Consider the following 11002-nt stretch of genomic DNA (forward strand, 5'->3'; position numbering starts at 1 on the left):
GCCCACCAGCAAAAAGTCGGCGGCTGCGGGCGCGGCGAAAGAGTACGTGCTGCTGAGACCGCCGCCGCCTTCACACCGATCGCCCCAGCGCGATCCGCGGCGCCGTGCGACTGACGGTCATGGGTTTCTCGCACACCAAGATCGCCGAGCGGCTGAATCTCATCAACACAACCATCCACAAGCGCAGGTCGCAGTTCCGGATGGTTCTGTATCAGGCTGCCCGTGGGCGACGGACCTCCGGCCTGCCCGGTGTCATCTGATACAGAGTCGCCCGCGCGGGCGGAACACCGGTCACCCACGCCTCGGCCGCGGCAGCCTCGTGTTCTTCAGCGCCATGACGCTGTTCATCGCGCTGCTGTGCTGCTCCTGGCCGCCACATGGCGGAGGACGGCTCTCGCTGGTTCGGCCGGGGTCTCAGCAAGCCGGCTGAGACCCCGGCCGAACCAGCATCGGCTCGCGCTCGCGTCGCAGCTTCTTCCCCGTCGGCCAGCGGCGGTAGCAGCGGATTCGCCGGGCGGTTCGATACAACGGTGCCGCGGTAGCGGAGCGCCCGTAGCAGATCGTGGAGGCGCGGCGGTGGATCGGCGCACGGCGTCCCCGAAATACCCGCCGAGGAGGCCGAGTTCGTCGCGGCCAGTGCCCAGGTCCAGCAGCATCCTGCCGGTCGGCGCCGCCTGGTCCTCGCGGGCTGCGCCGTGCTCACCGCACTCGTCCTCGTTGCGGCCGGCCTGGCCACCCTCAAGCCCGCAGCAGCAGCGAGCAGCGGGGCCTGGCCGCCACTGCGAGCCTCACGGAGCTGCCCGTTCCACGTCCCCAAGAACTCCAGCCGCGGGCAGCTGCTCGCGGTCAAGGACGGCATCACGCAGATGCTGAAGCAGCTCGACCTCACCGACGACAAACGCGACGCGCTCAACGGCGACCTCGAAGCGGTCACCGCCCTCGCCGAGCGCCTCGCGGACGTCCCCACCCCCGCCGGACCCACCCCACGCGAGCTTGGCGCCGCAGACGGCTTCATCCCATTGACTCAGCTCACGGACACCATCCGCACCGGCAACGAGCAGCCGCCGACTCCCTAGACGGCCGGACATGAGTACGCTACCGGCCCGGAGGTGACCGACATGAGGTTCCAGGGCGTGCTCTTCGACTCCGGCGACACGCTGATCCGCCCCAGGGGAGGCCGATGGAACCCGCGTTACGACTTCGAGCAGATCGTGCTCCGACACCTGCCGGAGATCCCGGCTGAAGCCTTCCCGGAGGCCTTCTTGGCCGGCCAGCGGGTGCTCGAAGCAGCCTCGGTCACGGCGAACCGCACCGACTACCACCGGACAATCCTGCGGGCGCTGGGCGCCCACCATCCTCCCGCGACCCTGCTGGAGCAGCTCGAAGAACCCGCCACCGAACCACCGGTCGAGCCGTTCCCCGAAGCCCCGGGGGTGCTGGAGCAGCTCCGCGCACAAGGAGTGCGCATGGCCGTGGTGTCGGACAACTGGCCGACCCTGGAAGACCTCTACCGCCGGCTCGGGCTGCGCGAGTGGGCCGTCCTCGGATGCAACAAGCCTGACCCGCGGATGTATCACGCCGGGAGCGACGGGCTTGGCCTGCCGCCGGGCGACTGTCTGTTCGTCGACGACGACCCTGAGCTGGTGGCGGCAGCCATCGCACTCGGCTACGGCGGGGTGACCATCGCCCGCGGCCCCGGACAACACAGCTCCGTGCCGTCGATCACTTCGCTGGAGGCCCTGATTCCGGTCATCCACGACGGCACCCAGTAGCCCCGCGGCGATCCCATCGGGGATCACGGATCGGCCTCGATTCGCAAGAGCCCTGACCGAGCGCCCCCCGAGCGCGCGGAGAGGGCCGCCGCGGGCAGCACAGACGTTGAGATGCGTTTGATCTTGTTTGAACTGACTCGATCACACGGTGAATTGCTGCTGGCATTGACTGTTTATGTTGATTTTGGTTCGCTTGCCTGCGCACCGCGTCAGACATCGCATCCGCCGCACCGACTACTCCACCGACACGACCACCTGGACCGAGGTGGGCAGGGTCACCCTGCTGCACGCAGAGCTGAGGTCCGCAGCAGAGCGGTCCTCAAGACCGTGCTGCTCCCGCCGATCCAACGCACCCGGATCCCCGGCTCGACGGCCGGGATCCACCCGCCCCCCACTCCCCCCACTCCCTACCGGAGGCATCCATGCGTGTGCTCTCCCGTCTGCTGTTCGCCGTATCCCTCATGCTCCCCCCACTGGGCGTCCCCCTGCTCACCGCAGGCCCCGCCCAGGCCCTGGACAACGACTTGGCCCGCACCCCACCGATGGGCTGGAACAGCTGGAACACCTTCGGCTGCAACGCAACCGAGCAAATCGTCAAGGACACCGCCGACTTCATGGCATCCAGTGGCATGCGCGACGCCGGCTACCAGTACCTCACCATCGACGACTGCTGGATGGAACGGTCCCGCGACTCCGAAGGGCGCCTCGTCCCCGATGCGGCCAAGTACCCCCACGGCATGGCCGAACTCGCCGCATACGTACATGGCAAGGGCCTGAAGTTCGGCGTCTACGAGAGCCCGACGTACCACACGTGTCAGGGCTTCCCCGGAAGTCTTGGTTATGAGCAGAAGGACGCCGACACCTTCGCCTCGTGGGGCGTGGACTTCCTCAAGTACGACAACTGCACGGCCAGCGACCCCGATCAGCGGCCCGGCGACGAAAAGCTGCCGCTGGAAACCCGGGACAGCACCATGCGCGACGCCCTCGAGCGAACCGGCCGTCCGATCGTCTTCAGCCTCTCGCTCCAGCCCGCGGCCCAAGGCGAGTCTCCCTGGGAGTGGGGCAAGAGCGTGGCCAACATGTGGCGCATCGACGGGGACCGGGACGCGTCCTTCGACGGCCTCAAACGGCTCATCCACACCGACTTGGACAAGGCGAAGTGGGCTGGTCCCGGCGGATGGAACGACATCGACATGTTGGGGACCGGAAACTACGCTTTTGCGTCGGGTTCCAACGACCCCAACAAGCGCCTGACCTATGACCAGGAGAAGTCCGAGCTCTCGGTCGCCGCCGTGCTCGCGGCCCCGCTGATCTCGGGTGCCGACCTGCGTACCCCCGCGGCCGCCGGCAGTTCCGGCTTCCCCATCAGCGACCAGGACCTGAGCGTCTACCTCAACAAGGACGTCATCGCCGTCAATCAGGACAGCCGTGGCGAACAGGGCACGGCGATCACCACCGAGAACGGCCTGAACGTGCTGCGTCGCCCCCTGGCCAACGGCGACGTCGCCGTGGCCCTGTTCAACGAAACGTCCTCCCAGGCCGTCATCTCCACCACCGCGACGGCCGCCGGCCTCCCGGCGAGCAGCGCTGGCTACAACCTCAACGACCTGTGGGCGCACACCAGCCACGTCAGCACCGACGGCACCATCAGCGCCACCGTTCCGGCCGGCGGCACCGTGCTCTACCGGGTGAGCCCGCGGCCCCCCGCCACAGACCCCGACGAATGAGTTCCTCTCCATACCGTCCGGTCGATGCCTGAACGCCAGGAACGACGAGACCTTCCCCGGTACGAAGAGCGAGATTTGGTCCTGCAACGGCGGCGCCAACCAGAGCTAGCTTGACGCTGTCGGAGACCGAGTAGGACGACGGCGATGCGGGTGAGAGACCGGCTGGACGACCTGTGGTGCGCGATGAGGACTTCGCCCACTGGTACCCGCGGGACGGACGTCCCGGTCTCTCGCCCGCGCAGTTGGCCACCGTCTGCGTGCCGCAGTTCCTGGCCCTGGACCGCGACCTCGCAAGGGGCCTGGACACGCGATCTCAGTCGTTCAGGAGACATGGAGGGTTGATCGGGCGGATTCCGCGAACCCAGCCGCGACGCAGCATGGGCAGACACGCCTGGACCTGGAATTCCTCCGTGGTGTCCTCTTCCTCCGGATCTATGGACCAGGCCATTGCCGGGGACTGCTCGCCTGAGAGAACCCCGGAGAGCAGCTCGTTCCACTGGGAGTACGAGCTTCGCAGAACGAGGTTGTCCGGGACGTCCAGGTCAAGAACGACGACTCCGGAGTCGATCTGCTCGTCACTGAGCAGCATGCGGGCCGTCACCAGCACATTCTCCTCGCCGCTGTCGGCACCCACCCATGCCCATACCGGCGGCCGGCCTTCGCAGTCGATACCGCGTCGGCGCATCTCGTCGGTCATCACCTCATAGGCCGGGCGCCAGGAGGGCTCCACATGCTTCCAATCCCCGACCAGGAGACCCGTTCTCTCCAGCCCCTCGACGACCGCACGGGGCTGCACTGTCCACAAACGCATGGCCTGATTCTGACGGGCGCCTACCGCACGTGCCCACACGATAGGGGTGGCTCCCATTCTCATTGCCGATCACGAACCTGTAGCGGTCTCCATCCCCGTCACGAACGGAGCAACGTGGCTCCCATTCCCGTTGCCCAGGTGGCTCCCCATCACCCTGCAGAAATCAGGGCAGGCTCTCCAGCAAGGCTTACAGCAGTAGCGAAGACAGCAGGACGAGGCCGCGGGCCCGTAGGAAGCCGCTCCACGGTTTACGTCACGATCTGAGCCGTATATGCCCGACCGGGCGGCACGTCGCCCGGTCGATCTGTTCTTCGCAACACCCCCCGTCCGCGGGGAGGACGCTGCTGCCGTGACCGGAAAGGTTCACCGGGACTCCGCGACCCGCGGGGTTTATGAGTTCTTCGCTCCTCGCCGGGTTCGGCTGGTCGCCGGGCTGACCGGCCTCGTTGGCGTGGCCGTAATCAGCTTGCTGTCGCCCCGGCGGTCGGGGAAGGTCTGGATCATGCTTGAACTGCGCACTTTGGAATCGGACGACTGGCCCCTTTGGCGGGAGTTGCGACTGACAGCGCTTGCTGAGGCGCCCTATGCGTTCGGATCGACGCTGGCCGAGTGGCAAGGCTCCGGCGATCGAGAGGAACGCTGGCGTGCCCGTCTGTCGATTCCTGGCGCGCACAATCTCGTCGCGCTCTTCGACGGCCTTCCGGTGGGCATGGTCAGCGGAGTTCCGGGCGAGGGCGCAGAGAACGTGGAGTTGATCTCGATGTGGGTCAACCCTGCGGCTCGGGGCCAAGGCGTGGGTGACTACCTGATCCAGGCGGTCGAGCGGTGGGGTGCGGATCGCGGTGCCAGGACGCTGCGCTTGTCCGTGATGCCGGACAACAGCATGGCGGTTGCGCTCTATGAGCGGCACGGTTTCACAGACACGGGTGAGCCCGGCGATCTCCTGTCCGATGGCGTTCGCAGGGAACGGGTCCTGGCAAAGAGCCTGGCCACCGTTTGATCTCCGCCGCCACAGCGCGGTGGGGTCTCCTGACTCGTCAGGCTGCGGCGGTGAGGGGGCGTCCGCCCCAGCCGATGCCCCTCTCGCTGTGGACGCGGGCGCGTTCCTTGCGCTTGGCGGTGAGCACGTCGGGGTGGCGGGCATTGGCGTTGCGCCAGCGCAGGTAGCGGTGCAGGGCTCAGGTCTGCGCGGGTGGCTGCGGTGGTGGGAGTTGGCCAGGGTGAACTGCCGCAGCGGGCCGAAGTGGGCCTCAATGAGGTTGGCCCAGGATGCGTAGGTCGAGGTGAAGCACAACTCGGCCTTGTTCTTCTCCGCCCAGCGGCGGATGTCCGCACTGGGTACGCTCCCGGCACACGGCTCGACCCCGAAGTCGTCGCGGAGGTGGTTGATTATCGCGTCGGCCTCGTGCGGGGCTGATCGAGCTCCTTCGCGAAAAGCACGCCGGCGGCCTTGAGAATCTCGTTCGCCCGCCGCAACTCGGCTACCTCCCTGCGGAGTTGCGCCAGCTCACTTCACTCAGCGGTAGTCAGCAGATCGGGCCTACTGCTCTGGTCTGCCTCCGCCTGGCGGACCCAGCCCCGCAAAGCTTCCTTGTGAATGCCCAGGTCACGGGTCACGTGGGCGACCGGGCGACCGGGCGGCCGGAGGTCTGGAGGTCTGGACTTCGCGGACGGCCCGCTCACGCAGCTCGTCCGGATACCTCCGTGGTGCAGGCATCGGACCTGTGATCTCCCATCTGCCAAGGCGATCATGCCTGGCTTCAGGGCCGCTACAAAATCCGGTTCAGGTCAGCTCACCGGCCTGCTGCGGCACCTGGTCCGCGAGGCCGAGGGCCGCAGCGGCGAGCCGTCGACCTGTGTCCTGGACTCCCAGACCATCAAGACCTCTGCCAACGACCTCATGGCCCGCCGCCTCACCGGCGAGCCCCCCGAACTGGCGCGGAACCTGACCTGGGAGCAAACGCAAACCACCGACACCAAACGCATCTGCCGGTAGGCGAGGACATGGGCCCCGCTTACTGGGCATGGGGCCACTACTCTGTGATACCGTGTAGCGGTACTTGGTACTACGTAGTACTAGAAGACCGAAGAGGGCTCGCGATGGACGATCTGACGGAGATGCTGAAGGGCACGCTTGAGGGCTGCGTGCTTCAAATCATCGGCAACGAGGAGACCTACGGGTACGCCATCACGCGTCGACTGAACGAACTTGGCTTTGCCGACGTCGTCGAGGGGACGATCTACACCATCTTGGTGCGACTGGAGAGGAACGGGCTCGTCCAGGTGACGAAACGACCATCCGGACTGGGTCCACCACGCAAGTTCTTTGCGCTCAACGACGCAGGGCGCGAAGAACTCGCGACGTTCTGGGCGAAATGGGAGTACCTCTCATCACGAATCGACAATCTCAAGGAGGGCGGGCGATGAACTTCTGGGAGACCGTTACGGGCAGCGACCTCACGAGGGAATGGAAGGCGTTCGAAGCCCGGGCCGAGGCATTGCCGGCCGACTACCTGGCGGCGTGGGATCAGATCAAGGTTAGCGTCTCCCCCCACTCGGACTTCACGGGTCGCAACCTGATGCCGATTCTTGATGGCGTCCTGGGGCTGCTCGAAGAAACAGCGGCGGATGGGCTGAGCATTCACGAGGTACTCAGCGACGACATCGATGGCTTCTGCGCGGCGCTGACCGGCGGAGAAGGGGCTCGGAGCTATCGCGACCGATGGCGCGAGCAGTTGAACAGGAACGTCGCAAAGAAACTGAGCCAGCTAGGAGGCTGACGTGGGCATCCAAAACATCATCCAGGGCAAGAAGCAGTGGCGAACGCACATGGCGCGGGTCCAGGCGCTGCCACCGGACTACCAGATCGTCTACAAGGAGATTCAGAGGTACCTCTTCAAGGTCGGACCGATCGACCTGCCTGACGGGCACTTGCTCTCAGGGATTGTCGATTTCTTCGAGGAGGGCGTGGCGGCCGGCAAGGGAGTCCTGGAACTCATCGGCAACGACGTCGCTGCCTTCTGCGACGACCTGGTCAAGGGCTCGCGCGCCAACGCGGAACGTTGACGTGGATCGCCGTCATGGCCGCCCTGCCCGCGAAATCAGCGGAGGGCGCGGGTGCCTTCGCTTACCCGCTCATCTTCCTGCCGTTCCTCAGCTCGGCGATAGTGCCCACCAAGACCATGCCCGCCCCGGTGGAGGCTTTCGCCAATCACCAGCCGGTGACGCCCCTCGTCAACACGATCCTCGACCTGTTCACCCAACACTCGGTCGGTAGCGACGCCTGGACCGCCGTCGCCTGGTGCGTCGGTATCCTCGTCGTGGCGTACACCCTTGCTATGACCTCCCACCTCCGCAAGATCGCCTGAGAAGGCGATGCTGATCGCTCATGCGACGGAAGTCCACAACTGGGCAAGACGATCGCCCGCTACGGACGCGTCGACCTCCTCGAAATCGAAGAACTCGGCTACCTCGAACTGGACCGCCGAGGCGCGGAGATGCTCTGCCAAGTTCTCACCGAGCGTGAGGAAAAGAACAGCATCGCGGTCGCGTCCAACGAGGCTTTCACGGGCTGGAGCGGCACCTTCACCGACCCGCGGCTCTGCGCGGCGATCGTGGACCGGCTCACCTTCAACGCCACCTTGATCGAGACTGGGACCGAGTCCTAGCGTCGCCCAGTTCAGGAGACCGCAGCGACCGCCCCGTCGGCAGTTCACAACGATGGAATCAATCACGTGCAGAGAGGGCCGTGGGCCTGCGCAGCAGCCACTGCCAGAATGACCGACGCGGAGGCCGCACCACCACGCGGCCGTGAGCCTTCTGACCGACCAGCTCCACTCGCAAAGTGACCGGCGTATCAGGATTCGTCGGAGTCTGGCGGTACTTGACCCTGCTGTGTGCCAGCTGCAGACCATCAGTATCGACAACGATGCCCGGCCTCGTGACCAGCGTCAGGGTCTTTCCCGTCATGCCCACGTCGATCCGCAAGGTGTCGTGCGTGATCACTGCGTCAGTGAAGTCAAGCGTCACCTCGCAATACGTCACCGCGAGCTCCAGCCTCCGCGGTAGCACCCAGCGGCCCACGCGCTCGATCGCGCCGCTGTGGACCTGTTCGATCCGGACTACGTCCTTGGCCTCTGCTCCCGTCGCGCCGACGGGCGGCAGGTCAGTGGTGAGCGCGGCCAGTTCGTTCAGAGTCCGCGCCGACAGGGCAGCTTCCAGGCGCTCGTCCAACTCGTCCGCGGTCAGCAGGCCGTCTCCCGCCGCGATGCGCAGCACATCCACCACCCGGTCCCGGTCCGCATGAGAGGCTCGCAGCTCGGGCGACGAGCCGGGGCCGGAGCGCTTCCCGGTGGGCGAAATCTCTCCCGACATGCTTCCGTCCTGGTCCTGTCGAACGTCTCCGCGCGACGCAGGCAGCGGCGCGAGTAGAAGACTAACGCTATATCGCGACATGGATCCCGGCGCGCGACAACGACCGCATCGTCGGGGCCAGTTCACACCATTCCCGGGGTCGCTTCACCCCGTCCGAAATGTACAGAACCTTCACCAAGCGGGGCCACCGCAGACCAACATGCTGGGGCCGCTGAACAATGTCAGGCCAGCAGCAGTCCCGGATCCTGTTCCAGGAGGTCGGCCAGCGTCGCGTTGATCGAATCCGCCAGGCCGGCGGACCGGATGGTGCTCGTCACGCGTACTCCTCCGTCAGTACCTGACGCTGTCGGTGTCGATGAACTCGTCGCGCACGGCCAGGACGGCCGGCACATGAGCTCGTACGTCTGGGGTCGGGTCATCTGGTGGCTTCGGCGCAAACACCCTCGAATGAACTAGGAAGCAGCTGCGCCGCTGCTATTGCGGCCGAGGCTGGTGGCCGGCCAGCCAGGAACGGGAGCTGTTCAGCCCGGCGAGAGTGCACACCACACGCTACCGCTACCGCGGATCAGTTATCCCCTCCCTGCGCCTGCTACAGCCTCGCGGCTCGGTTGCAGCCACCGGCCGACGCACCAGGCGTCACGCGGCCCCCTCGTGCGCTGCCGGCGGTCGCCCTGGCACTGTCAGCGGCCGGCGCGCTCGTCGCCGGCGCGCGGGACGAGTCCGTCACACAATCGCTGGCCTTCGCGAAAGTGGCCTTCCTGTGCGCGGCCCTGTTCTGGTTCACCACAGCGGACGGGCCGGCACACACCGCACGCCGCACACGCCCCGCACTGGGCTGACCATCCGGCCGGCTCCGGGCGGGAACCGGCGCATCCTGGCAAAGCGGCGGTTCGACGCCAACGCACAGTCGTAGAAGCCGTCGACGCCCGAGCGGGGATGCGCTCCCACCAGGCGCGTCCTCCCGTAATCCGGTCAACAGGCCCTTTCCGGACTTAGGCCCGCATCAGCCGGGCCGTCGGCAAGAGCTCCGGCGCCATGGCCAACGCGCTGTTGACCCTGACCAAGCAGGGCATCGCCGAACCGGTCACCGAACGCCCCCGCACCTACCGGCTCGGCACCACCGCACCCACCAGCGACGACAAATAGACCGGTCCGAAACGGCCAACGACCGGGTACCACCCCGCGAGGGGGTGGTGGTACCCGGCCCGCGCTGTCTCTCGCTCTTCCCCGGTGGCTCGCTGATGGCTCGCCACCGGCTCTCGGAGCGATGTCAGTACCAGTTGCCTTTCATTCCTCACCAGCGGGTCTCCACGTGTCACAAGCCAAGATCATCTCGGCTCTGCAGACGTCCCGGGCCCCTTCAGCAGCCGAGCCCGGATTCGCCATGAGCAGAGCGCGGAAAGTGCGGGCGGTCTGGCCGTCATAGTGGGAATATGCCGAACGACGACCACACCGAAAGCCTTCACGCGGCCGAACGGCGCCTCCAGGCCGCCCAGCTCGCTTCCGATATTGATGCACTGAACGAGCTCATCGACGACACGGGACGGTTCACCGGACCGGACGGAAACCTCTACTCGAAGCAGGACGACCTACGCGCGCACGAAACCGGCCAGCAGGTGCTGAGCCGCGTCGAGGAGGAGGACCTCCAGGTGCTGGCCACTGAGCACACCGGTGTCACCTGGTTCCTCGGCACGCTGGAAGGCTCCATTGGCGGTCAGCCGCTGGCCGCCCGGATGCGCTATACCCGGACCTGGGCCCGTGACCAGGCGGGCTGGAAGATCCTTGCCGCCCATGCAACGTTCGTTACCGACGGACTCTTCGACACCGGTGACGGCACCAGGGCGGCTGAGCCATCGGCTTGACGGCTGAAACATCCGAGATATTTCAGCCGCATAAGCGAAGCCGACTTCATGGCAGTCGCCGAAGGCGGCTTCGTTCTCCAGCTTTCGCCCTAAACTTGACTCTGTCGGGGATCTTGTAGGTGTCGAGGTCAGCCGCTGCTGGCCCGCCAGGATTTCAGCCGGGGGATCCCGTGCTGGTAGCGGCTCCGCAGTAGGCCGTGTCCGTGGGCGAACTCGTTGACGGTGCCCTCCACTCCGGCGCGAACGGCGTATCGGTCTGCCGGTCGGGTGTCTGCTGCTCGGTCCGGACGCGGATTTGCAGGTCGCGGAGTTTTCGCCGAGGGAAAGCCCACGTTCCGGGCGCTTTCGCGTGAGGTGGTGCACCGGGTGCGGACCGAGCAGGGCTGGCACTGGCCTTTGGTGAACCGTGCCACGATCAGCGGCGCCGCGGTGGGCGAGGAGGTCGGGTAGGGGCCG

14 protein-coding genes and 3 pseudogenes are annotated in these 11002 nt (G+C 66.5%); 12 read left to right on the top strand and 5 right to left on the bottom strand.

From position 1 onward, the window contains the following. Positions 1-104 precede the first annotated feature (104 nt). The 4 genes from JK363_RS40420 to JK363_RS40435 all read left to right on the top strand — a co-directional run bounded on the left by JK363_RS40420 (position 105) and on the right by JK363_RS40435 (position 3499). A complete protein-coding gene (locus JK363_RS40420; RefSeq protein WP_201883329.1) occupies positions 105-260 on the top strand; it encodes a hypothetical protein in 156 nt (51 codons plus the stop codon). Between the two features lie 435 nt (positions 261-695). Beyond that, a complete protein-coding gene (locus JK363_RS40425) occupies positions 696-1076 on the top strand; it encodes a hypothetical protein (RefSeq protein WP_201883330.1) in 381 nt (126 codons plus the stop codon). 42 nt (positions 1077-1118) lie between these two features. Continuing rightward, complete coding sequence (locus JK363_RS40430; protein ID WP_201883331.1) at positions 1119-1772, top strand: HAD family hydrolase; 654 nt, start codon at positions 1119-1121, stop codon at positions 1770-1772. Positions 1773-2194: 422 nt separating this feature from the next. Beyond that, entirely contained in the window at positions 2195-3499 is a 1305-nt protein-coding gene (locus JK363_RS40435) for a glycoside hydrolase family 27 protein (RefSeq protein WP_201883332.1), read from the top strand. A gap of 313 nt (positions 3500-3812) precedes the next feature. Here the strand turns inward: JK363_RS40435 and JK363_RS40440 are convergent, their stop codons facing one another. Further along, a complete protein-coding gene (locus JK363_RS40440) occupies positions 3813-4310 on the bottom strand; it encodes a DUF3841 domain-containing protein (protein WP_201883333.1) in 498 nt (165 codons plus the stop codon). A gap of 502 nt (positions 4311-4812) precedes the next feature. On the opposite strand from JK363_RS40440, the gene JK363_RS40445 reads away from it, so the two are divergent. Beyond that, the gene (locus JK363_RS40445; RefSeq protein WP_201883341.1) at positions 4813-5310 is read left to right on the top strand and encodes a GNAT family N-acetyltransferase; all 498 of its coding nucleotides are present in this window, start codon (positions 4813-4815) and stop codon (positions 5308-5310) included. 37 nt (positions 5311-5347) lie between these two features. Here JK363_RS40445 and JK363_RS43555 read toward each other — a convergent pair. Next, positions 5348-5643, bottom strand: a pseudogene (locus JK363_RS43555) (IS630 family transposase); the annotation flags it as partial. 179 nt (positions 5644-5822) lie between these two features. Then, complete coding sequence (locus tag JK363_RS44960; RefSeq protein ID WP_372444953.1) at positions 5823-6062, bottom strand: transposase; 240 nt, start codon at positions 6060-6062, stop codon at positions 5823-5825. A gap of 37 nt (positions 6063-6099) precedes the next feature. On the opposite strand from JK363_RS44960, the pseudogene JK363_RS40455 reads away from it, so the two are divergent. The 6 genes and pseudogenes from JK363_RS40455 to JK363_RS40475 all read left to right on the top strand — a co-directional run. Beyond that, positions 6100-6204: pseudogene (locus JK363_RS40455) on the top strand (IS5 family transposase); the annotation flags it as partial. A 206-nt stretch (positions 6205-6410) separates the two neighbouring features. Continuing rightward, positions 6411-6737 (top strand): PadR family transcriptional regulator, encoded by a 327-nt coding sequence (locus tag JK363_RS40460; protein ID WP_201883335.1) that lies wholly within the window; start codon positions 6411-6413, stop codon positions 6735-6737. Further along, the gene (locus JK363_RS40465) at positions 6734-7090 is read left to right on the top strand and encodes a DUF1048 domain-containing protein (RefSeq protein WP_201883336.1); all 357 of its coding nucleotides are present in this window, start codon (positions 6734-6736) and stop codon (positions 7088-7090) included. The genes JK363_RS40460 and JK363_RS40465 overlap by 4 nt, the downstream gene beginning before the upstream one ends. Position 7091: 1 nt before the next feature. Next, a complete protein-coding gene (locus tag JK363_RS40470) occupies positions 7092-7376 on the top strand; it encodes a DUF1048 domain-containing protein (RefSeq protein WP_201883337.1) in 285 nt (94 codons plus the stop codon). Continuing rightward, the gene (locus JK363_RS44965; protein ID WP_372444954.1) at positions 7373-7678 is read left to right on the top strand and encodes a hypothetical protein; all 306 of its coding nucleotides are present in this window, start codon (positions 7373-7375) and stop codon (positions 7676-7678) included. Before JK363_RS40470 ends, JK363_RS44965 begins: the two co-directional genes overlap by 4 nt. Positions 7679-7714: 36 nt before the next feature. Beyond that, positions 7715-7978: pseudogene (locus JK363_RS40475) on the top strand (ATP-binding protein); the annotation flags it as partial. Between the two features lie 58 nt (positions 7979-8036). Here JK363_RS40475 and JK363_RS40480 read toward each other — a convergent pair. Further along, positions 8037-8684: a DUF1707 SHOCT-like domain-containing protein gene (locus tag JK363_RS40480; protein ID WP_201883338.1), complete on the bottom strand. Its 648-nt coding sequence runs from the start codon at positions 8682-8684 to the stop codon at positions 8037-8039. A 1433-nt stretch (positions 8685-10117) separates the two neighbouring features. On the opposite strand from JK363_RS40480, the gene JK363_RS40485 reads away from it, so the two are divergent. Then, a complete protein-coding gene (locus JK363_RS40485) occupies positions 10118-10546 on the top strand; it encodes a nuclear transport factor 2 family protein (protein ID WP_201883339.1) in 429 nt (142 codons plus the stop codon). A gap of 128 nt (positions 10547-10674) precedes the next feature. Here JK363_RS40485 and JK363_RS40490 read toward each other — a convergent pair whose 3' ends face one another. Then, positions 10675-10959, bottom strand: a complete 285-nt coding sequence (locus tag JK363_RS40490) for a transposase (RefSeq protein WP_307822091.1) — start codon at positions 10957-10959, stop codon at positions 10675-10677. Positions 10960-11002: the final 43 nt, after the last annotated feature.

This window comes from Streptomyces coffeae (genome assembly GCF_016741875.1).
Classification (GTDB): Bacteria; Actinomycetota; Actinomycetes; order Streptomycetales; family Streptomycetaceae; genus Streptomyces; species Streptomyces coffeae.